14 protein-coding genes, 8 pseudogenes and 1 riboswitch are annotated in these 22,692 nt (G+C 53.0%); of the genes and pseudogenes, 14 read left to right on the forward strand and 8 right to left on the reverse strand.

All coding sequences use genetic code 11. The annotated features are described in order from the left end of the window. Positions 1-114 precede the first annotated feature (114 nt). The gene (tsaD, locus tag AACL06_RS02330) at positions 115-1,128 is read left to right on the forward strand and encodes a tRNA (adenosine(37)-N6)-threonylcarbamoyltransferase complex transferase subunit TsaD (RefSeq protein ID WP_339037671.1); all 1,014 of its coding nucleotides are present in this window, start codon (positions 115-117) and stop codon (positions 1,126-1,128) included. A 30-nt stretch (positions 1,129-1,158) separates the two neighbouring features. Here the strand turns inward: tsaD and plsY are convergent, their stop codons facing one another. Further along, positions 1,159-1,806, reverse strand: a complete 648-nt coding sequence (gene plsY / locus AACL06_RS02335) for a glycerol-3-phosphate 1-O-acyltransferase PlsY (protein WP_339037673.1) — start codon at positions 1,804-1,806, stop codon at positions 1,159-1,161. Between the two features lie 107 nt (positions 1,807-1,913). Between plsY and folB the strand changes: the two genes are divergently transcribed. Then, positions 1,914-2,273, forward strand: coding sequence for a bifunctional dihydroneopterin aldolase/7,8-dihydroneopterin epimerase (folB, locus tag AACL06_RS02340; protein ID WP_339037675.1), 360 nt, complete (start codon positions 1,914-1,916; stop codon positions 2,271-2,273). 416 nt (positions 2,274-2,689) lie between these two features. Here the strand turns inward: folB and AACL06_RS02345 are convergent, their stop codons facing one another. Both AACL06_RS02345 and AACL06_RS02350 read right to left on the reverse strand, forming a co-directional pair. Continuing rightward, positions 2,690-3,934, reverse strand: a complete 1,245-nt coding sequence (locus AACL06_RS02345) for a multifunctional CCA addition/repair protein (protein ID WP_339037677.1) — start codon at positions 3,932-3,934, stop codon at positions 2,690-2,692. Between the two features lie 96 nt (positions 3,935-4,030). Continuing rightward, positions 4,031-4,650: pseudogene (locus AACL06_RS02350) on the reverse strand (TIGR04211 family SH3 domain-containing protein). A 287-nt stretch (positions 4,651-4,937) separates the two neighbouring features. On the opposite strand from AACL06_RS02350, the pseudogene AACL06_RS02355 reads away from it, so the two are divergent. The 3 genes and pseudogenes from AACL06_RS02355 (at position 4,938) to hldE (ending at position 10,667) form a co-directional block, all read left to right on the forward strand. After that, a pseudogene (locus AACL06_RS02355) lies at positions 4,938-6,242 on the forward strand (CYTH domain-containing protein). Positions 6,243-6,288: 46 nt separating this feature from the next. Next, positions 6,289-9,120: pseudogene (glnE, locus tag AACL06_RS02360) on the forward strand (bifunctional [glutamate--ammonia ligase]-adenylyl-L-tyrosine phosphorylase/[glutamate--ammonia-ligase] adenylyltransferase). Between the two features lie 92 nt (positions 9,121-9,212). Next, positions 9,213-10,667, forward strand: coding sequence for a bifunctional D-glycero-beta-D-manno-heptose-7-phosphate kinase/D-glycero-beta-D-manno-heptose 1-phosphate adenylyltransferase HldE (hldE, locus tag AACL06_RS02365; protein WP_339037679.1), 1,455 nt, complete (start codon positions 9,213-9,215; stop codon positions 10,665-10,667). 115 nt (positions 10,668-10,782) lie between these two features. Here hldE and ubiK read toward each other — a convergent pair whose 3' ends face one another. After that, positions 10,783-11,055: a ubiquinone biosynthesis accessory factor UbiK gene (gene ubiK, locus AACL06_RS02370; protein WP_339037681.1), complete on the reverse strand. Its 273-nt coding sequence runs from the start codon at positions 11,053-11,055 to the stop codon at positions 10,783-10,785. Between the two features lie 144 nt (positions 11,056-11,199). Further along, a riboswitch (FMN riboswitch) is annotated at positions 11,200-11,361 on the forward strand. Positions 11,362-11,467: 106 nt separating this feature from the next. Between ubiK and ribB the strand changes: the two genes are divergently transcribed. Then, positions 11,468-12,121, forward strand: a complete 654-nt coding sequence (ribB, locus tag AACL06_RS02375; RefSeq protein ID WP_339037683.1) for a 3,4-dihydroxy-2-butanone-4-phosphate synthase — start codon at positions 11,468-11,470, stop codon at positions 12,119-12,121. Positions 12,122-12,169: 48 nt separating this feature from the next. Here ribB and AACL06_RS02380 read toward each other — a convergent pair whose 3' ends face one another. The 3 genes from AACL06_RS02380 to tolC form a co-directional block, all read right to left on the reverse strand. Next, positions 12,170-13,330: a glutathionylspermidine synthase family protein gene (locus AACL06_RS02380; RefSeq protein WP_339037685.1), complete on the reverse strand. Its 1,161-nt coding sequence runs from the start codon at positions 13,328-13,330 to the stop codon at positions 12,170-12,172. A gap of 3 nt (positions 13,331-13,333) precedes the next feature. Then, positions 13,334-13,990, reverse strand: a complete 657-nt coding sequence (locus tag AACL06_RS02385; protein ID WP_339037687.1) for a DUF1190 family protein — start codon at positions 13,988-13,990, stop codon at positions 13,334-13,336. A 243-nt stretch (positions 13,991-14,233) separates the two neighbouring features. After that, the gene (gene tolC, locus AACL06_RS02390) at positions 14,234-15,595 is read right to left on the reverse strand and encodes an outer membrane channel protein TolC (protein WP_339037689.1); all 1,362 of its coding nucleotides are present in this window, start codon (positions 15,593-15,595) and stop codon (positions 14,234-14,236) included. Positions 15,596-15,862: 267 nt separating this feature from the next. Between tolC and nudF the strand changes: the two genes are divergently transcribed. The 7 genes and pseudogenes from nudF to AACL06_RS02425 all read left to right on the forward strand — a co-directional run bounded on the left by nudF (position 15,863) and on the right by AACL06_RS02425 (position 21,518). Further along, positions 15,863-16,495 carry an ADP-ribose diphosphatase gene (gene nudF / locus AACL06_RS02395; RefSeq protein ID WP_339037691.1) on the forward strand — a complete coding sequence of 211 codons (633 nt, stop codon included), beginning with the start codon at positions 15,863-15,865 and terminating at the stop codon, positions 16,493-16,495. A 95-nt stretch (positions 16,496-16,590) separates the two neighbouring features. Then, positions 16,591-16,791, forward strand: coding sequence for a hypothetical protein (locus tag AACL06_RS02400; protein WP_339037693.1), 201 nt, complete (start codon positions 16,591-16,593; stop codon positions 16,789-16,791). Continuing rightward, a pseudogene (locus tag AACL06_RS02405) lies at positions 16,703-17,502 on the forward strand (IS5 family transposase). Before AACL06_RS02400 ends, AACL06_RS02405 begins: the two are co-directional and overlap by 89 nt. 155 nt (positions 17,503-17,657) lie before the next feature. Beyond that, a complete protein-coding gene (ydiK, locus tag AACL06_RS02410; RefSeq protein WP_339038242.1) occupies positions 17,658-18,758 on the forward strand; it encodes an AI-2E family transporter YdiK in 1,101 nt (366 codons plus the stop codon). A gap of 174 nt (positions 18,759-18,932) precedes the next feature. Further along, positions 18,933-19,205 (forward strand): annotated as a pseudogene (gene tnpA, locus AACL06_RS02415) (IS200/IS605 family transposase); the annotation flags it as partial. Between the two features lie 370 nt (positions 19,206-19,575). Beyond that, positions 19,576-20,571, forward strand: a complete 996-nt coding sequence (gene gapA, locus AACL06_RS02420) for a glyceraldehyde-3-phosphate dehydrogenase (protein ID WP_339037695.1) — start codon at positions 19,576-19,578, stop codon at positions 20,569-20,571. A gap of 82 nt (positions 20,572-20,653) precedes the next feature. Then, positions 20,654-21,518, forward strand: a pseudogene (locus tag AACL06_RS02425) (D-hexose-6-phosphate mutarotase). A 231-nt stretch (positions 21,519-21,749) separates the two neighbouring features. On the opposite strand, the pseudogene AACL06_RS02430 reads toward AACL06_RS02425, so the two are convergent. After that, positions 21,750-22,037: pseudogene (locus tag AACL06_RS02430) on the reverse strand (IS630 family transposase); the annotation flags it as partial. A gap of 3 nt (positions 22,038-22,040) precedes the next feature. Between AACL06_RS02430 and AACL06_RS02435 the strand changes: the two are divergent. Further along, a pseudogene (locus AACL06_RS02435) lies at positions 22,041-22,691 on the forward strand (conjugal transfer protein TraE); the annotation flags it as partial. Position 22,692: the final 1 nt, after the last annotated feature.

Here is a 22,692-nt window from a genome sequence, read left to right on the forward strand (position 1 = left end):
ATATCGCAGGGATCATCAACAAGAGTGTGTGCTGGCGACAGGATACACGGCGCTGGCGGTAAATGGCGACGTTTGTGGTAGACTGGCAGTTGCATGTTAATGGTGGAAAATGTAATGCGAGTACTGGGTATAGAAACATCCTGCGATGAAACCGGAATTGCAGTGTATGACCAACAAGCCGGTTTATTGGCTAACCAATTATACAGTCAGGTAAAGCTGCATGCCGACTATGGCGGCGTGGTGCCGGAACTGGCCTCACGCGACCATGTGCGCAAAACCGTGCCGCTAATCCAAGCTGCGCTAAGGGAAGCTAAGATGTCCGCAACCGATATCAACGGCGTTGCCTATACTGCCGGGCCAGGCCTGGTGGGGGCACTACTGGTTGGAGCCACCATAGGCCGCGCGTTGGCTTTCGCCTGGAATGTGCCAGCGGTGCCAGTACACCATATGGAAGGCCACCTGTTGGCACCGATGTTGGAAGACAACCCACCTGCCTTCCCTTTCGTCGCGCTGTTGGTCTCAGGGGGCCATACCCAATTGATCAGAGTCACTGACATAGGTAAATACGAACTGCTGGGCGAATCGATCGACGACGCTGCTGGCGAGGCATTCGATAAAACCGCCAAACTGCTTGGGTTGGATTATCCCGGTGGGCCGATGCTGTCAAAGATGGCACAGCAGGGGGTGGCAGATCGCTTTACCTTCCCACGGCCGATGACCGATCGTCCGGGGTTAGACTTCAGCTTCTCTGGGCTGAAAACATTCGCTGCCAATACCATTCGATCCAACGGTGGTGACGATCAGACTTGCGCCGACATCGCCCGTGCTTTTGAGGACGCAGTGGTGGATACGTTGGCAATCAAATGCGAACGCGCATTGGAGCAAACCGGTTTCAAAAACTTGGTAATGGCTGGCGGTGTCAGCGCCAACCGCACGTTGAGAACCAAACTGGCGGCGATGATGCACAAACGCGGTGCAGAGGTGTTCTATGCCCGCCTACAATTTTGTACCGACAACGGTGCGATGATCGCCTATGCCGGCATGGTGCGGTTGAAAAGCGGTGCTGACCAGGAACTGAGCGTTTCGGTACGGCCACGCTGGCCGTTGGCGGAACTACCCGCTGTGTAAAGCAGAGGGTCGGGTGATCCGATCCTTCTGTTATTTATCTTCGGTTTTTTCGCTGTCTGTCGCATCGCTCTTATTCTTGCTGAGCTTACCCCAAATTTTCCCTTCCTGGCCACGCCATAGGCGCTGGATATTATCGTGATGGCGTACCAAGATCAGGCAAGAGAGCATTGCCACTGGAAAGGTAAACTGTGGTTTGAGCCACCAGACGTAGAACGGCGCGATCAGCGCACTCAATACGGCACCCAACGAAGAGTAGCCACTGAGTAATACCGTTAGTAGCCAGGTACCGGTCATCAGACCATCCAGATCCCAGCCGATCGGCGCAATAGCACCAAAGGCTGTTGCTACGCCCTTGCCACCACGGAAGTGTAAGAGTACCGGGTAGATATGTCCCAGGCAGGTGGCGATCGCCGTCAGCCCCAGATACAGCGGAGGAACCTCCAGCTTGTACGCCAGCCAGACTGGCAACATGCCTTTCAGGATATCAAATGCCAGCACCAACGCTGCCCCAACTACCGCAAGGCGACAGCCAATGCGCAAGACGTTAGTCGCTCCTGGATTCCCTGAGCTAAATTCACGCGGATCGGGCAACCTAGCGATCCGGCACACCAGGATCGCACTGAAGACTGAGCCGCACAGATACGCAAAGATAATCATGCCAAGCGCGGTAGCACTCATAACGCGATTCCGTTTAATAATGGTCGTTTTACTCGCAACATCTATGGATAATACGCATATTCCGCTGGAAGTGGTATCCGGCAAGGCCAAAAACAGAGAATGACGTGATGGATATCGTTTTTATTGAAGAGCTTACCGTAATTACTACCATTGGTGTTTATAATTGGGAACAAAGCATCCGCCAGAAGCTGGTGTTCGATATCGAAATGGGCTGGGATAACCGTAAGGCCGCAGCCAGTGACAACATCAACGACTGCCTGAGCTATGCTGATATCAGCGAAGCTATTATTCAGCACGTCGAGCCAAATCGTTTTGCCCTGGTGGAGCGAGTAGCGGAGGAGATATCGGAGATTTTGCTTCAACGTTTCAATTCGCCCTGGGTTCGTATCAAGGTCAGCAAGCCGTGCGCTGTGGTATATGCCAGCCGGGTTGGTGTGATTATCGAACGTGGCACCCGTCCTGCGTAATATTTTGGCATCCTCTGCTCGGCTCGATCGGCATTCATTCTGACGGTACCGATGATAATCGTTACCCGCAGTTTGGATGGGTATAAGAGCCTATTCCAGTAGGTGTACATTGTTGTAGCCAGTTCGGACGCAGACAGTGCGCAACAACCGTCGCGTACAGGGGTAAGTGAGGAGGGTGAGCACTGCCCAGGGCCAAAATGACAAATAAAATAACCTTATGGGATAGGCTTTAAGCATCTGCACTTCCTTACGATGGATGATTTACCGATTTTTGCCGTCAGTTTCGTGACCGCTTTTGCAGTGGGTCAGACGCATCTCATTAGTGCCGTTTGCCCTATCTCTATTAGCGCGAGCGTAGCGCCCTGGCTTATAGGGTCTTCATGTAAGCCGCAATGCTACCCAGTGATGCGGCTTCCTCATTGCTGGTCGCGCATGATGTTTTGGATGAGCTTCCACTCAGCCAGCGCCTGTTGGCGGCGGCGTGTAAGCTCATCGCGGATCGCTATGCCCTGTAGCCCTCTGGCTACGACCTCTTTAATCGATACTGCATTTGCCACCTGATACGCCTGACGTAGATAGTCGCCCTGCGGATACAGATTATTCTCGAAGCCAGTGCGGCCACGGATGTCCGCCTCGCTGGTTAGAATCATCTTCTCTAGCCGCTGCGGATTACGCCACACGTCAATGGCGTCAAACAGCTTGAGTAGTGTTTGTGGCCGCAGCTTGTTCACCGTATGAATCAGGTCGTGATATTCTGCCACAAGTTTGGCCAGATCGCGCACTGGATTAGGTATCCGCAAACGCTGGCAAAGCTCTTCCACCAGCCGAACGCCAGCCAGCCCGTGGCCGTGATGGTGCGGCAAGCACTTCTGAGGCGTTAATCCCTTGCCGAGATCGTGGCACAGTGCGGAGAAACGCACCTCAACTGCCGGGCTGAGCTGAGCAGCGATGGCTAGCGTCATCATGGTGTGAACGCCGGTGTCGATCTCTGGATGCCACTTAGCAGGCGCTGGAACGCCGAACAACGCGTCGATCTCTGGGAATAACACCGCCAGCGCATCGCAGTCGCGCAGCACTTGGAAATAGACCTGTGGATGCTGGCTCTGTAGCGCCTTTTCGGTTTCCTGCCACACCCGCTCGGCTGTCAGCGCTACCAGTTCGCCGCTGTGCGCCATATGGCGCATCAATTCAAGGGTTTCCTCTGCAATGCTGAATCCCAGATGGGCGAAGCGAGCGGCGAAACGCGCCACGCGCAACACACGCAGGGGATCTTCAGCAAAAACATCGGAAACATGCCGCAGCACATGTGCCTGCAAATCGGCCACACCTCGATAAGGGTCGATCAGCACGCCCTCCGAAGAACGGGCAATGGCATTGATGGTCAGATCGCGCCGCAGCAGGTCTTCCTCCAGCGTGACATCCGGCGCGGCACAGCAAGTAAAACCAGTGTAACCGTGGCCAGATTTACGTTCGGTACGCGCCTGCGCGTATTCTTCATGGGTATCGGGATGGAGAAATACCGGGAAGTCTTTACCGACCTGCTGATAGCCGATTGCCAGCAGTTCCGCCGACGTGGCACCCACCACGACCCAATCGCGGTCAAACACCGGGATATCAAGCAGGCCATCGCGAACCGCACCGCCAACCAGGTAAATCTTCACAGTTAACTCCTGAATTTGTCTTGATGCTTTGTCTATCAGATAGCATAAATTGGCGACGAAATGTCCGCAGCAAATGCAAACGGAACAAGACTGAAATCAGTTCATCCAACGGTTGTTTTTTTGTGACGCGGGATCAAGTGCGACAACAACAGATCCAACAGCAGGCCAGCACCGGCAGCGCCGCCGCCATACATAAACCATTTCAGGATAATAGTGCGCTGCTTGTCGTCGAGTTGCAGATTGACGGCGTTAACTTTCTTTTTTGCGACCAACAGTTGGTTTTTCAGATCTTGGTTTTCTTACTGCAATCTACTGATAGTGCTGCCACTGACCGCCACCTTCTGCTGCATTTCTTCGGTGTGCTGGTTCCAACGGTTGTCGATGTTGGCCAGTTTGTCAGTTAGGGTTTTCACCTGCTGTTCCAACTCCTGCACGCGGGTGCGCAAGCTGTGCGTCTCGCTCAGATGCTCGAGAGGGATCCAGGTGATGCGGCCTTTATGATCGCGGATATGACCGTAGTCGGTGCTGTCATTCACGCTCAATAAGGTGACTGCTTCACCGGCATTCAAGGTGCCGGTAATACGGTACTGGTTGCCCGGACCGCTTTGGACATAAGTGCTCAATTCATCAGAAATATAGCGTTTATCTTCGGCATGTGCGCCAAAAGGGATGCTGAAGCTCAGCACGGTTAGGCATATTAGGCGTAATTTCTGCATGAGTTCTTCGTTTCTGTGTGAATTTATGGGGCATATGGGGCAATAGTAGAGCGTTAAGTCTGGCGAAGCAACGCAAAAACTGGATCGGATACACGTCATTACTGCTACTGATTCTGTGAGTTGCGAAGTGTTTCATTACATAACAAGTTTTTTCTGTAATTAGCAAGACTAAGCCGCTGGGGATCACGGTAAGATAATGGCAATGGGTGCCATCAGGCAAATGCGGCAGGCTAGGCTGTCGCTGTGAAAACAGACGTGAATGCTTAACTTATTGGTGTAAAAGACTTATGACTGTTGAAATAGAACTAAAACTTATTGCTACCCCGGCAGCGGTCACCGCATTGCCGCAACAACTGGTAGCCTGGCCAAACCAACATGCTACGCCACAAAAACTGACCAATATTTACTTTGAAACCGCTGATAATTTCCTACGCAGCCAGGATATGGGCCTGCGTATTCGCGGTTTTGACGACAGTTACGAAATGACCCTTAAAACTGCAGGCAAGGTGCTCGTCGGCCTGCATCAGCGGCCAGAATATAATATGTCCATTGCTACACCGGTGCTGGCGCTGGAACAGTTCCCGGTAGGTATCTGGCCGCAGGGCTGCGATCTCACCGCGCTGCAACAGGCGCTGCAACCGTTGTTCCGCACTGATTTCATGCGTGAGAAGTGGGTGGTGAATTACGGTATAAGCGAGATTGAAGTGGGTATCGATCAGGGTGAAATCAGCGCAGGTGAACTGAGCGAGGCCCTGTGTGAGATCGAATTGGAACTCAAACAGGGCAAAACCGCAGATCTGTTGGCATTGGCCAACGGGCTGGCGGAACACGGTGGTTTGCGCCAAGGTAGCCTGAGCAAGGCGGCGCGCGGTTATCACTTGGCGCAAGGTAATGTAACGCATGAGCGCCGTCAGCTGAGAGTACTGAAACCAGCAGCCAAATCCAGCGTTGAGCAAGGCATGATCGCCAGCGTTGAACTGGCGCTCAGCCACTGGCAGTACCACGAAGAACTATGGCTAGGCGGCGACTTTCAGGCTCGCCGTTCGGTGCTGGAAGCGATAGCGCTGATACGCCAGGCCCTAGTGATTTTCGGTGGTTTGGTGCCGCGTAAGGCCAGTGCCGATCTGCGCGCTCGTCTGACCACGCTGGAGCCGTTGCTGGTGGATAACACTGTTCAGCCGCAGGTATTGTGCTACAGCGCGCAGTACCTACAATGTAAGTTGGCGCTTACATCATGGTTAGTAACCCGCGACTGGCGATCGTTCGTCGGTGTTAAGGGACAGGCTAAGCTGGACGATTCCTTCAAGCGTTTCTGCGACATCATGTTGGGGCGTAGCGCTGCCGAGCTGAGAGCAGCCTTTAACCACACATTGAATGACGACGAATATCAAGAGCAATTACCGAGTCTAACGCGCAACCTGTCAGCGTTTACGCTGCTTTCGGGGATTTACCCCGACGAGCAAACCGATCCTTACCTCGCCAGTTGGCACGAGCTGTAACTCGCTGTGGCCGAACGCCGTCAAAGCGGGTATAAAGCCAGCCGTAAGCAGGCTTTATCGCATGCGCCATTTTGGTTAAACGGCGCACTTTGATAATGAAGCCGACCTGACAGGCTGCAAAACAAAATGGATTAACAATATGTTGCCACTCTCAGCAGAGTTGCAAGCTCAGGCAAAGCAGGTTGTGCAGCATTTTTGCGAAGTTCACGGCGCAAGCTATCTGTTTAGCCCCCAGGAACAGTGGGTGCTGGCGTCAAGTAACTTTTTCAGCGAGATGCTACTCGGCCAGCCAACGTGGCTGGAAAGGCTGCGTCAGCAGCCACGAACGCCGGATGAGTGGCAGCATTATACGGCCTGGCTACAGAAGGATCTGGAAAAGGTGCACGATGAGGCAGGGCTGATGCACGTGCTGCGCCTATTCCGCTGCGAAATGCTGGTGCGCATAGCCTGGGCGCAGGTGCTGCGCCAATGCACCACCGAAGAAACGCTACAGCAGCTCAGCGGGCTGGCGGAAACGCTGATTTTCAGCGCGCGCGACTGGCTGTACTGCAGTTGCTGCGATGAATGGGGTACGCCGTGCAATGATCAGGGCAAACCACAGCCGCTGTTGATCCTCGGCATGGGCAAACTGGGCGGTGGCGAACTGAACTTCTCTTCAGACATCGATCTGATTTTTGCCTACCCGGAAAACGGTCATACCCGAGGTGGCCGACTCGAACGGGATAACGCCCAATTTTTCACTCGCCTTGGCCAGCGACTGATCAAGGCGCTGGATCAGCAGACCATCGACGGTTTAGTCTATCGCCTGGATATGCGCATGCGGCCATTGGGAGACATCGGCCCACTGGTAATGAGTTTTGCTGCACTGGAGGATTATTATCAGGAGCAGGAGTGCGACTGGGAGCGCTACGCCATGGTGAAAGCACGGCTACTCGGCGGCTCGGAATATAGCTACAGCAAGGAATTACGCGAAACTCTGCGGCCATTTGTGTTTCGCCGCTATATTGATTTCAGCGTGATCCAATCGCTGCGTAATATGAAAGGGATGCTCGCACGCGAAGTGCGCCGCCGTGGTCTGAAAGACAACATCAAGCTGGGCGCGGGCGGCATTTGGGAAATCGAATTAATCACTCAGGTTTTCCAACTTATTCGGGGTGGGCGCGAACCGGCGTTGCAGGGTCGTTCGCTATTGCCGACGCTGCAAACCTTTGGCGAGTTAGGGCTGTTGGAAGCCAGGCAAGTACAGGCGCTGAGCGCCAGCTGTCTGTTCCTACGACGGCTGGAAAACCTGCTACAGGCGATCGCTGATCAGCAGACGCTGCCGCAAGATGAACTTGACCAGGCGCGGCTGGCGCACGGCATGAGGCTGAAAGATTGGCCAGCGTTACTGACGGTGCTGGATAGGAATATGCAGGCGGTCAGGGCGGTATTTAGTAACTTCATCGGCGACGATGGCGCTGATATAGAAGAAGATCTCCACTATCAGCAATACCACCGTTTATGGCAGGATAGGTTAGAAGAAAATGAGCTGGCCCCGCCGACGCTGCACCTGGGCGAACAAACGCGCCAGCAAATACTGTAAATTATCACCCACTTCCGCCATGACATCGATAAACGTACCATTGGCCAGCGTGGTCGCAACGTGCTCGATCAACTAATGCCGCGTCTACTTGCGGAGCTGTGTCCACGTCAGGACGCGCCAACAACACTACTGCACCTGACATAACTGCTGTTGAGCATCGTCACCAGCACCACCTACCTTGAGCTACTGGTGGAATACCCTGCGGCGTGCAACCATCTGATCCGCTTGTGCGCCGCCTCGCCGATGGTCACCAACCAGCTATCACGTTATACGCTGCTGCTGGACGAATTGTTGGAGCCAGCCACCCTGTATCAACCCGTTTCCCCGGATGCTTATCACAGCGAGCTGCGCCAATATCTGCTGCGAGTGGCTGAGGACGACGATGAGCAAAGATTGGAGGCGTTGCGTCAGTTCAAACAAGCGCAACTGCTGCACATTGCTGCCGCAGATATCGTTGGGGCGCTGCCAGTGATGAAAGTGAGCGATCACCTTACCTATCTGGCAACAGCAATTATCGACGCCGTGGTGCAACAAGCCTGGGGCAATATGGTGGCCCGCTTTGGTCAACCGAGCCATTTGCAGGATCGCGCCGGTAACGGCTTTGCGGTGATTGGCTACGGTAAACTGGGCGGCTGGGAGTTGGGCTACAGCTCCGATCTTGATCTGGTGTTTCTGGTGGATTGCCCGCCGGAGGTGACAACAGACGGCGAACGCAGCATTGATGGCCGCCAATTCTATCTGCGCCTGGCAAAGCGTGTGATGCACCTGTTCAGCACCCGTACTTCATCCGGCATTTTGTATGAAGTGGACACCCGCCTGCGGCCTTCCGGCGCAGCTGGCCTGCTGGTCAGCACCCTGGGGGCGTTTGCCGACTATCAGCAGCACGAAGCCTGGACTTGGGAGCATCAGGCTCTGGTACGGGCGCGCATCGTACACGGCGACCCGCTATTGCACCAGCAATTTGACCACCTACGCCGCGAAATCCTGTGTAAAGTGCGCGAACGGGGATTGCTTCGGCGTGAGGTGCGTGAAATGCGCGAAAAAATGCGCCGCCACCGGAGCAACCAGCAGCGCGATATGTTTGATATCAAAGCTAATGAAGGCGGTATCACCGATATCGAATTTATCGCCCAATATATCGTCTTAGGCTATGCAAGTACAGAACCACGACTGACACGTTGGCCTGATAACGTGCGCATCTTCGGGCTGATAGCCAATGAAGGCATTATGCCAGAGGAGGAAGCGTGTGCGCTGACCACAGCCTACGTCACCATGCGCGATACCATCCATCATCTAGCGTTGCAGGAACACTCTGGCAAGGTCAGCAGCGCACTGTTCGCCACCGAGCGCCAACAAGTACGCATCAGTTGGCTTAAATGGCTGAGCTGAGGCTGACCTTGCGCAATACGTTTTGCTGCTATTACAGACGTCTATGCTAATATCGGCGGCATAAAAATTTTGTGCTTCTTTGGAGTTATCGGATGAAAGTTACACTACCTGATTTTCGCCACGCTAGTGTACTGGTAGTAGGTGACGTCATGTTGGATCGCTATTGGTATGGCCCGACCAGTCGCATCTCACCGGAAGCCCCGGTGCCTGTGGTCAAGGTTGATACTATTGAAGAGCGTCCCGGCGGTGCGGCTAACGTGGCGATGAACATTGCTTCACTGGGTACCAATTCACGTCTGGTGGGGCTGACCGGCATCGACGATGCAGCGCGAGTGCTCAGCGCCAAGCTAAACACCGTGAACGTGTACTGCGATTTTGTCTCAGTGCCTACCCATCCGACCATCACCAAGCTGCGCGTACTATCGCGCAATCAGCAGTTGATCCGTCTCGACTTTGAAGAGGGCTTTTCCAACGTCGACGCGCAGCCAGTATTAACGCGCATCCAGCAGGCATTGCCGCAGATCGGTGTGCTGGTGCTGTCAGACTATGCCAAAGGCGCGATAAGCCAAGTGCAAAACATAATCAAACTGGCGCGTGCCGCCAAGGTGCCGGTATTGATCGATCCGAAAGGCTCTGATTTTGAACGCTATCGCGGCGCTACGCTGCTAACGCCGAATCTGTCCGAATTCGAAGCAATAGTAGGCCATTGCAAGGATGAAGCCGATCTGGTGGAACGCGGCATGAAGCTAATGGCTGACTTTGCGCTATCCGCGCTGCTGGTAACCCGTTCAGAGCACGGCATGACCTTGCTGCAACCGGGCGTTGCGCCACTGAATCTTCCCACCCAAGCTCAGGAGGTGTTCGACGTCACCGGTGCTGGCGATACCGTGATTGGCGTGTTGGCCGCCGCTTTAGCCGCCGGCAACTCGCTGGAAGAGTCCTGTTTCCTGGCCAACGCTGCCGCTGGCGTGGTGGTCGGCAAGCTGGGAACTTCCAGCGTTTCGCCGATCGAGCTGGAAAATGCTGTGCGTGGCCGCTCGGGAACCGGCTTTAGCATGATGACTGAAGCCCAGTTGAAAACCGCCATAGCGCAAGCACGTCAGCGTGGTGAGAAAGTAGTGATGACCAACGGTATTTTCGACATTCTGCACGCTGGCCACGTTTCCTATTTGGCCAATGCCCGCAAGTTGGGTGATCTGTTAATCGTAGCGGTGAACAGCGATGCTTCTACCAAGCGACTGAAGGGCGAAACTCGCCCAGTCAACGCGCTGGAAAACCGCATGATCGTGCTCGGCGCACTGGAGGCAGTAGACTGGGTAGTGCCGTTTGAGGAAGACACTCCGCAACGTTTGATCAGCGATATCTTGCCAGATTTGCTGGTGAAAGGCGGTGACTACAAGCCGGAAGATATCGCCGGTAGCACAGAGGTATGGGCCAATGGCGGCGATGTCAAAGTGCTGAACTTTGAACAGGGCTTATCAACAACCAATATCGTCACCGCCATCAAAGAGCGGCACGCTGGAAACGGTGGTGAGGATGAGCAGTAGCCCACTTTGCCGAACTAACGAGTATGATGTTCGGCCATTATTTGGCTAGGGTTGCGGAACCGCTCGCAGTCGGTCAGGCGGCAATAGGGGCGCGATGCTGCGCGCCCAACGAGAATTATTCTTCTTGCTTGGCGGTAGATGCCGCATTCAGCTTGTCTTCCAGACCGGTTATGCGCTGTTCCAGCAACGCTAGTTGCTCACGGGTACGTAGCAGCAGTTGAGTCTGCACGTCGAACGTTTCGCGATTGACCAAATCCAAACGAGCCAGTTGTGACTGTAGCACCTGGCAAATTTTCTTCTCAACGTCTTCCCCGAATTCATACACGCCTTTAGGCATGGATCCATGAACCTGGCGTGCGATCTGTTCAATTTTTTTCGGGTCAATCATGGCGTATCCCTTTCAGAGTTTAATAGCTACCCTACTAGTGTAATGCGAGTGGCCCGCCGAATAAACTCTAACTCCCCCGCCACCTGTGGCTGCATGATGTTTTTGCTAATTGCCCTGTTTAATCATTAGCGCTATAGTCAACCCGCTTATTCTCAGGGCGGGGTGAAAGTCCCCACCGGCGGTAAATCACCTGCTACGGTGAAAGCCCGCGAGCACTCAACAAGTCTGTTACAAGCGGGTTAGAGGTCAGCATATCCGGTGTAATTCCGGAGCCGACGGTGATAGTCCGGATGGGAGAGTAGCGATATCTGTTGGGCTTGTGACAGCTTACGTTGCTTTTAGCTATTGCTAGCTACCCCTCAAGATCGCCCTGATTCTGGTAATCCATAATTTTCTAATGAGGTTTTTTACCATGAATCAGACACTACTTTCAGATTTCGGCACACCGATAGAACGCGTTGAACGCGCTCTCGATGCATTGCGCAACGGGCGCAGTGTTATGGTGCTTGATGACGAAAACCGTGAAAATGAAGGTGATATGATTTTCGCCGCTGAAACCATGACGGTTGAACAAATGGCGCTGACCATTCGCCATGGCAGCGGTATCGTGTGCCTGTGCATCACCGAAGATCGCCGCCAGCAGCTCGATCTGCCGATGATGGTGACCAATAACTCCAGCCAGTTCCAGACCGCTTTCACCGTGAGCATTGAAGCGGCACTGGGCGTTACCACCGGGGTTTCCGCGACGGATCGCCTGATCACTATCCGTGCAGCCATTGCCGATAACGCCAAACCGGGCGATCTAAACCGCCCAGGCCATGTCTTCCCGCTGCGAGCGCAACCGGGTGGCGTACTGAGCCGCCGTGGTCATACCGAAGCGACTATCGATCTGGTGGCGATGGCCGGTTTCAAACCTGCCGGTGTGCTGTGTGAACTGACCAACGATGATGGCAGCATGGCGCGTGCGCCGGAAGTGATGGCATTCGCAAAGCAGCACGGCATGGTAATGCTGACTATCGAGGATCTGGTGGCTTATCGCCAGGCTCATAAGCAGAAAGCCAGTTGAGGTGAAAACGCCAGCCACTGACTGGTGTTTTCCGATTCAGAGCCTTCGTCAACCAAGAATGATATGCGGATAGAAGCGCGACATATCTTGGGTGATCAGTTGACGATCTTCACGTAGGCCGATGCCACAGGGCTGATCGTCAACCAACCAACTGCCGATAAGTGTGTAGCTGCCTTCAAACTGCGGCAGCGGATGGAACTGTTGAACAATTATACCTTCTTCACCATAGGGGCCTCCAACGCACGCGACTTGCTGGCCGTTTTCGACAATCTGGATATTGGCACCCTCGCGTGAGAACAGCGGTTTGGTGACATAATGCTCCAGCGGCGGATGTGCATCTTCAGCAAAGTAGGCTGGCAGTAGGTTCGGATGATTCGGGAACATTTCCCACAGCAGTGGCAGCAGCGCCTTATTTGAGATGATGCTTTTCCAAGCAGGCTCCAACCAGCGCACACCAGCGTCCTCCAACTTGGTGGTAAACATCTCGCGCAGCATAAACTCCCACGGGTAAAGCTTGAACAGGTTGCTGATCACCTGATCCTGTAGATCGGTAAACTGGCCTTTCTCGCCTAGGCCAATCTCTTCCATAAACAGGAACTCGGTCGCTAGGCCAGCTTCTGACGCACAGTCTTGCAGATATTGCACGGTGCCACGATCTTCCTCACTGTCTTGGCAGCAAGCCAAGTGCAACAAGTCGAAGCCATGATGCGCTTTCAGATCAGCGAAACGTTCAATCAGTTTTTCCTGTAGGCTGTTGAACTGATCCGCTTGTGGAACCAGCTTGCCAGCCTTGATCTGGTCTTCCAGCCACAGCCATTGGAAGAAGGCGGACTCATACGGCAAGGTTGGCGTATCAGCGTTGTTTTCCAACAATTTAGGCGGGTTGACGCCATCGTAGGACAAATCGAGACGCGAATACAGCGAAGGCTGACGGGTGTGCCAGGCTCTGCGTACAAAGCCCCAAGTGTGTTTCGGGATGCGGAATTTAGCCATCAGTGCATCGCTGGTAACTACTCTCTCCACCACTTTTAAGCACATCTGGTGCAGCTCAGCAGTGGTGCTTTCGATCTCTTCAATCTGCGCCAGTGTGAACTGATAATAGGCATCTTCACACCAGTACGGCTGGTCGTACATTGTATGGAAATGGAAGCCGAATTCAGTGGCTTTTTCGCGCCAGTCCGGGCGTTCGGTAATGGTAACGCGCTTCATGCTTTAGCCGCCCATACTGCGAGAGCCGGAGGTGGCGCTGCGGCGTTGCATACTGTTATATTTGGCGACGGTTTTGCCGAAGCCGCCACGGGTGATGGTATGGGTGACCGCAGGCTTCGTGGCCATGGCGGTTTTCGTCACAGTCGTAGTGCGCCCACCGGATGTCGCCGTGCCATAACTTTTGCCGGTAGCGTCAGCGAACTTGCCATTGGCCGGGCTGGCAGAGTTTTGGGAGGTGAACAGCGGCTGCTGAGCAAAGCCAGCCCCCCCCATCATGCGGCCCATCATGTAACCGGCCATCAGCTGCATCCAGACGCTGCCGCTGCTTTGAGATCCTGCCGCCACGCCAGCCTGCGCTGGTGCCTGGGTACACTGCGCGTCACCAAATTCGGCGACGCAGTCTTCACGGGTGGCGTATTTTGGCGCGGTTTTTTCGGCTTCTTTCAACGCGTTATGGTAGGTCGTGGTGCACTGCTCGCGCATGGAAGGATTCGAGCGCGAACAGTCGTCAGCATTTTGATACATGGCGACGGTTTCGTCGCTCTTCTCGCAGCCAGCCAGCATAAAGACTGCACTGATCGCCAGGGCCAAGGGTGCCACAGGGTAGCTGCGCCAAGATTTGCGGAACATTTCTTGGTTGATGCTTTTTGTCCGTTTCATCGTTATTAATCCCATCATTTGGGCTGTCTTTGCCCTTTCCGAGTAGTGAGGCTAAGGATAGGGGAAAAAGGGTTAAAATTAAAGCTTAAGTAGAGATGGAGGTAAAAAATGGGGCATAGCAGATGCCAGGTCCCATAGGCAGTAGCGCATGCGTCAGTGACGGAATGGATCACCGCTGTTGCGCGCTGGTTGAGTGGTATCGGTGGCTGGCCCGTCGCCGTTATAGCTATTGGCATAGGCGTTTTACTCGGTGGTGGGGAGAGCCAGTACCTCTGGAGAAGTGGAAACAGGTTTGCCCAGCGCACCATTGAGCACCAGCAAATCATTTTCATTCAGCGTCCCGAGTGAAGATTTGATGTTTAGCTGGTTGATCAGATAAGTATAACGTGCGCTTGCGAGTTGCTGCTTAGCGTTATACAGCGTGGTAGTGGCATTCAACACGTCAACGATGGTGCCAGTTCCCACCTGATAACTGGCTTCCATGGCGTCCATGGAACTTTGAGCGGAAACTACTGCCTGTTTGTAGGCGTTGATGCTGCTGATCGACGCGTTCACGTTATTAAATGATGAACGCACAGTTTGCACCAGGCTGCGGTGTGCGCTTTCCAGCGATTCACTGGCACCGACAAAATTATACTGTGCCTGCTGTACCTGAGAGTTAGTCGCACCGCCACTGTAAAGCGGCAGATTGATGATCAGGCCAATTTTATTCTGACCAGCGTTGCTGTCAGAGTCGCCGCTGCTACTAGAACCGCTATATTTGGTATTGGCAATACCGGTGGATGCACTCATATTAATGGTCGGCATGTAGCAGGTCTGCGCTAAACGGATCTGCTCACGGGCCAAATCCTGGCTTAAACGCGCGGAAAGCAGGCTCAGATTACGCGCTTCCGCCTCTTTCAGCAGGTTATTCACCGCTTCCGGGCGCTGGGTGCTGAATCGGTCAGTATCCAACGAGGCCAGCTCCGGGTAGAAGGTGCCGGTCATCTGGCGCAATTTTTCCAACGCATTATCTAACGTATTGCGCGCGGTGACTTCAGACGCCAGCACAGTGTCGTAGTTAGAGCGGGCGTTCTGTACGTCAGTGATCGCCACTAAGCCTACGTTGAAGCGTTGAGTAGTTTGATCCAGCGTGCGGTACACCGCTTGTTTTTTCGCCTGTGTATAGGACAGCGCATCGATAGCACTCAGCACACTGAAGTAAGCGGTGGCAGTATCAATAATCAAACGCTGCGAAGAGGTCTGAAAGGTGACGTCAGAGATACCCGCGGTTTTTTCCTGGAACATCAACACGCGCCATTTCGACATATCAAAAATGGTCTGTGTCAATGCGAGAGAACCGTTAGTCATAGTAGAGTTGATATTATTGGCATCGCGGTAGCCACGATCATAAGCATAACCCGCGGTCAGACTGAGCTGTGGTAAGAGCGGGCTGCGAGCTTCGTTGATTTTTTCGAATGCAGCGTCACGGTCAGCAGCAGTTTTGCGCAGTTCTGGGTTGCTTTCCCTGGCCTGTTTGTAGACCTGTAACAGGTTCACTGCCTGGCTCATTGCACTTAAGCAGCCCAGGCTTAGACCGATAAGAAAGGGGAACATTTTCTTCATTTGCATTCCTTTTTGTGCAGCAATATTTCTATGTTAACGCTGACGATAAACGAATTGAGTTGCTGATTCTAGCAGGGCCAGTTGTGCTCATCAGGTGGCTGAATGTGCCACCTGATATAACTTTTAGCTTTCAGCGTGCCTAGCCGCCTACGTTATACCTGATATCATGGCTGACGATTTGGCATAAAGCAGCGGCAAATTATCTCGTGGTTTTTTATCATCAAATCTGTTTATTTTATCGCCATATTAACGCAGGAGCATGAGCTTATGAACCGTTCGCAGCCGTCGCCCGTTACTTTCGACAAAAAAGATGTAGACATTATTGCCTGTGAAACGCTGTACCGTGGTTTTTTTTCACTCAATTTATACCGGTTTCGCCACCGCTTATTCAACGGCGAAATCAGCGCGGAGATTCAACGGGAGATTTTCGAGCGTGGGCACGCGGCGGTGTTGCTACCCTATGACCCAGTGCGCGACGAAGTAGTGCTGATTGAACAATTGCGCATCGCCGCTGTCGATACCAGCCATTCACCTTGGCTGCTGGAAATAGTAGCAGGAATGATCGAGACCGGCGAGAGCATCGAGGATGTATGCCGCCGCGAGGCGCTAGAAGAGGCTGGCGTGGATGTTGGGCGTTGCAAGCCGGTGCTGAGCTATCTGGCCAGCCCAGGGGGGACCAGCGAACGCTTGTCGATCATGGTCGGCGAGGTGGATGCCGCTACCGCCAAGGGTATCCATGGGTTGGAAGAAGAAAATGAAGACATCCGCGTCCATGTGGTCAGCCGTGAGCAGGCTTATTGCTGGGTTGAAGAAGGCATGATCTATAACGCCGCATCGGTGATTGCACTACAATGGCTGGCGTTGCACCATAAATCGTTAAGAAAAGAGTGGGTCAACTAATGGAACAGCACTATACCCCTGATTTCCGTGCAATGATGAAAGTGTACGCAACCAACTATGCGCAATGATGTCGTTTGCTGCCACACAACGACAAAGTGGGCGAAACAGTGACTTATCAGGTGAACGCAGCGGCGTTGTGGAATAAATCGAACTTTTGGCCGGGACGAGGATCAGATCACTCTCCTTCTGTCAAAATAGCGACATTCCGTGGCCCAGCAAAAGTTCAACATCACCAACTGGAAGGCTTACAACAACGCCCTTATCACTCGGGGTTCACTCACTTGCTGGGGGGATGAAACGGCACTTCACGCCTGGTACTGCGAGGCAAAACCTTCTCTGCGTGGTCGCCGACACCATTATTCCGATATGGCAATCACCAGCGTATTAATGCTGAAACGGATTTTCGGCCTGACACTTCGCGCCCTCCAGGGCTTCGTCGACTCCAGTGTCACACTGATCAAAGTGCCGTTGAACTGCCCGGACGACACCTGCATCAGTAAGCGGGCGAAGTCTGGCCATGTCCCGTTTAAAACCGCAACGCCGGGTGAAATTGCGCACCTCGTTATCGACTCTAGCGGGCTCAACGTGTTGGGTGAAGGGGAGTGGATGGCAAAAAAACACGGTCAGGAAAAATGGCGGATCTGGCGAAAACTGCATTTGTCCGTAGATACAGAAACACATCAGGTCATCTGTGCTGACCTTTCCTTGAGCAATGTCACCGACACCGAAGCCTTCCTAGGTCTCATCCGCCAGAGGTACCGTAAAATCAAAGTCGCCTTCAAGCGGTGGCGAACCAGCGCGTTACCAGAGACAACACACGGTGGAAAAGTATCACAGGCTACCACCGACGTTCGATAGCGGCAACAGCGAGATACAGAGTAAAATAGCTATTTGGTCACCTGTCGCTGCGAGATTATGATGGGCAAGTTGCAGAGGCGCTGGCCATGATCTGTGCATTAAACAAGATGCCGCTCACCGGTATGCCAGAAAGTGTACGCCTTGCCTGAAAGATGCCCATTCAGGGGAATCTTTTATTCTAAATCTGATTTATTCAACAAAGCCATTCCATCGTAAAAATGTATAGTGCGCTGTGAAAATTGGCGAAGATGAACCATAATAATGAAGTGCCACGAAATTAACTTACGAAAAAAGAGACCCATTGATGACACAACCTCAACATCGATACGATTTACCACGGATTATTTTTGGTGTGCTGTTTATCGCCACCATGATCATCGCCAGTTTTTGGATTATCCAGCCGTTTATTCTCGGCTTATCCTGGGCTGCGATGGTGGTGATCGCAACCTGGCCATTGCTGATCAAGTTGCAAAAGCTGCTGTGGGGGAGACGCTCGCTGGCAGTGATGGCCATGACGCTGCTACTGATCTTGCTGTTCATTCTGCCAATTTCTCTGATGATCGGGAGCCTGGTGGATAACAGTGGCCCGGTTATCGCTTGGGCCAGCACGCTCGGCAAGCTGCATATGCCTGATCTTGTCTGGCTGCAATCCCTACGGATGTTCGGTGACAAGATCTATAACAGTTATCATGCCTTGGTCAATGCTGGCGGTGCCGCGCTGCTGGCAAAAATGCAGCCGTATTTTGGCCAAACTGCCACCTGGTTTGTCGCGCAGGCGGCACATATCGGCCGTCTGCTACTGCACTGCACGCTGATGCTGTTGTTTAGCGTGATACTGTATGCGCGTGGTGAGCAGGTGGCGCTCGGTATCCGCCATTTTGCGGTGCGTTTAGGCGCTGAGCGCGGCGATGCAGCGGTATTGCTGGGCGGGCAAGCGATTCGTGCAGTGGCGCTGGGCGTGGTGGTGACAGCCCTGGTACAGTCAGTGTTGGGAGGGATCGGCTTGGCACTGAGTGGTATCCCCGCCACCACTTGGCTGACGGTGCTGATCTTTATCTGCTGCGTGGCACAATTGGGACCGCTGCTGGTGCTGGTGCCAGCCATCATCTGGCTGTACTGGAGCGGTGATACCACTTGGGCTACGGTACTTGTGATATGGAGTTGCGTAGTCGCCACGTTGGATAACGTACTGCGGCCAATGCTGATCCGCATGGGGGCTGATTTGCCAACGCTGCTGATCCTGTTAGGAGTAATCGGCGGCCTGCTGGCCTTCGGTTTGATCGGCCTATTTATCGGCCCGGTGGTACTCGCTGTGTCCTACCGCTTACTCACAGCCTGGATGGATGAAGCAGCTAAGCCGACCACCACGCTGCAAGATGTAGCGATCAATCTGGAAGAGAGCTAGCCCTCCTGCTACTGCTCAGTTCGCCGGGCAGTATCTCTATTATGTCTATCTTATTACTCCCCGTCGCTTTGAGTCGGCGTTGTTGAATAAATCGGATTTGGAATAAAGAGTCCCCTGAATGGGCATCTTTCAGGGGACTCTTTATTCCAAATCCGATTTATTCAACAACGCCACTTTTATAGCGTATGTACTGACTTTGATGTTGAGCTGGTCGAGCTGGATGGTGAATGCGATCACGTGCATTTGCTGATTAACTACCCGCCAAAGCTGGCAATATCAAACTTGGTCAACAGTCTTAAAGGCGTCTCTAGCAGACTGCTTCGCCGTGACCGCCCCGATATAGCCCAGCGCTATTACTGCAAAGGTGTTCTGTGGACACCGAGTTATTTTGCAAGTAGTTGCGGTGGGGCGCCGATATCGATCATACGGCAATACATTGAGCAATAGCAAACACCCAGTTAGTCGGAAAACCGCGCCTTATTATCCTCGCCATGAAGGACGGGGCTTTACGGAGCACCAGGTAACAAAAAATAAATACTTATGCAGAAATTTTTTGCCCAACTGATTAGCGTAAAAAGGTTAATCCAGAGTGATATGTGATCCTGATCACACAATTATAGACGATGAGTTTATATTTCTAAGTTTGCACCCATTATAGTACATTAGGCGACACGCAAACGGGACGAGCAATAAACGCGCAACCTTAACCTTTAGATTTAGTTTACCGCACGGATTGACACAATTCCGCTTGACGCTTGGTAAGGTTTTTGTAATTTTACAACGCATCCTTTATTCACTAACAATAGCTGGTGGAATTATGACTATCAAAGTAGGGATCAACGGTTTTGGCCGTATTGGTCGCATTGTTTTCCGTGCTGCTCAGGAACGTTCTGACATCGAAATCGTTGCAATCAACGATCTGTTGGACCCAGAGTACATGGCTTACATGCTGCAGTATGACTCTACTCACGGCCGTTTCAACGGTACTGTAGAAGTTAAAGATGGCCATCTGGTTGTTAACGGCAAGACTATCCGTGTTACCGTAGAAAAAGACCCTGCTAACCTCAAGTGGAACGAAGTGGGCGTTGATGTAGTAGCGGAAGCGACTGGTATCTTCCTCACTGACGAAACCGCACGTAAGCACATCGTGGCGGGCGCAAAGAAAGTTGTAATGACAGGCCCGTCCAAAGATGCGACCCCCATGTTCGTTCGTGGTGCTAACTTTGAAAAGTACGCTGGCCAGGATATCGTTTCTAACGCCTCTTGCACCACCAACTGCCTGGCTCCACTGGCTAAAGTTATCAACGATAACTTCGGCATCATTGAAGGTCTGATGACCACTGTTCATGCCACCACCGCAACTCAGAAAACTGTTGATAGCCCATCTCTGAAAGACTGGCGTGGTGGCCGTGGTGCCTCCCAGAATATTATCCCTTCTTCTACCGGTGCCGCTAAAGCGGTAGGCGTAGTTCTGCCTGAGCTGAAAGGCAAGCTGACCGGTATGTCATTCCGTGTTCCGACGCCAAACGTATCGGTAGTTGACCTGACCGTGCGTCTGGAAAAACCCGCTACCTATGAAGAAATTAAGAAATTCATCAAGGATGCTGCTGAAGGTTCGATGAAAGGCGTGCTGGGCTACATTGAAGATGATGTGGCTTCTACCGATTTCAACGGCGAAACCCTGACTTCCGTGTTCGATGCCAAAGCCGGTATCGCATTGAATGACAAATTTGTGAAACTGGTTTCCTGGTACGACAACGAAACAGGATACTCCCACAAGGTTCTGGATCTGATCGCTCACATCTCCAAATAATGGCATGATGGCAAGCGGGTGAAAGAGGGCGACATCAATGCCGCCCTCTTCGCTGCTGTTTAGCCGAACAAGAGGCCAAATAATGAACGAGAAAATTTTCAGCCTGCCCGTAACCACACAAATCTCTCCTTATATCAGCCAGCGCTAGCTCGATGAATTGGGTATAGTGGTTGTTTCACATCCCAAGGTTCGGGAGGCTGTTGCCCTAACAGGGCGCACAACTATTAGGCCTGGCAACCCAGTGGCACTAAGCCAATAATCTGGCTTAGCGCTAATACCCCTTTCAAAACAGGCCAAGCGCTCCATGGCGGCGTGCCAATCTGCTGGCCTTGGTTTGGAGCTGTAGCACAACCGTTCGCACCCAGCCCTTGTGCATGGCGGGCCACGATGAGGACGAGAACGGCGTTATTCTGACCTTCACGCTGAAAGACAATGAACAAACCTATAAGCGGTGGCCGCCCGCTTTTACGCTGATTGCCCGCTTCAAGTTGGGCGTGAAATGTGAGATCTAGCTGGAATCGTACAGCGACTATCAGGCGACTGCTGCGCTGCATACCTACTTCCAAATCGGCGATATCGCGCAGATACAAGTGGCGTCCCTTGGCGAAAACTATATCGATAAAGTGGCAGGTGGTCTCCCAGAATGTCAAACTGGCAACCTGCGGTTTATCGGCCAGACAGACCGTGTCTACAACCAACCAGAAGCTCTCAGCTTGATCACAGATCCAGCGCTACAACGCACCCTTGAAGTTTATCACCATCATATGAGTGATTTGATCGCCTGGAACTCTGGGGTTGAATTGTCATGCAGCATGCCGGATATGACCAATGACGGTTATAAAACAATGGGGTGCGTGGAAACCAGCCGCATCAGCAAGCCACTAGTCGCTGCTGGCGAACAACCCGCACGTCTAGCAGTCACCCTCTGCAGCAGGAAAAACACCTAAGCTTTTCAAGGTAGCAACATATTGCTATCTTGCCAGCCTACGTCCGGTAACCACCAATAACGTGCAAAATAGGCGCGCAAGCACCCTTCGAATTAACGTTAAATTAGATGGTATAGCTTGCAGAAGCAACCCGGCATAGGATTTATCCACCTGCTGTTATCCAACCTAAGCAAAACCTGCTCTCGTACCTGTACCATAAAGCCGAAAGGCAATCCGTTAGCTAACCCCATAGAGCCAGCGCCGGCTTGTTCCGGCATGCAACCAACATCCGGTTATCTCATTGATTCTTATTGCTATCAATTCAGTACTCCAGCTGGAACGCTGATAACCAAAGTCACCCGGTTAATGCTTTACGAACGCGCGCAGCAGTTCGCAAATGTGTTCAAACGGCCAGCGACGTCCACGTCCGGCAGAAAAAGACCTAAGGCCCTCCACACCATATAGCGCAAAGCGTCCAACGGACGAACGGGCGCAGCAGAGCTTTCTGGCGACGTCACTGACTCTGTCACCCCGATGCACAGTAAAAAGACTGGCGGCACGCCAATGGCCATTCGCTTTCGTCCCGCCGTACGGGAATTCACCACGCGGGTATAGCGCAATCTGGGGATTTCTGCCGCCGAGCTGGTCAACATGGTGGTCGAGGGAGTCATGCTCCATACACTGACCCCACGTCAAGCCACCGTTACGCATATGTATGACCGCTTATGGCAGTTGATGGACGCACACAGGCTGAGCCTGACAAACGTGGCTACGCTTCTGGCTGATATAAACATGGGGGTTAGCGTGCTGGAGAGCCGGGAGCGCAAGCTGGATTACCTGACCACGCCAGTTATCGGTCATATCGCAGCCTTGTTTTGCGTCTCCCCCGACTGGCTTGAAGGCACCGGTGACCATCCAGTAAGGCCGGTCATGCTGACCCATTGCTCCGAGGTGGCTGACCCACTTTTTTCGGCCAGCGAAGTAACCGCTCCCACCATTAACCTGGTGCGCTGGGAAAGCAACCCGCCAATGTACGGTACTATCAGCCACAAAGACGACATTATTTTCTGCATCAGCCGCCTGAATAAGATCAACGGAATTAACCTTCGGGTGATTGATTTCACCGGCGTCATGCGCAATACAAAGATAGAGAATAAAGGCACGGATGCGTTTCTGGCTTTCTGTGAAACAGTGG

The sequence above is a fragment of the Serratia symbiotica (Periphyllus acericola) genome, assembly GCF_964019515.1.
GTDB classification, from domain to species: domain Bacteria; phylum Pseudomonadota; class Gammaproteobacteria; order Enterobacterales; family Enterobacteriaceae; genus Serratia; species Serratia symbiotica_D.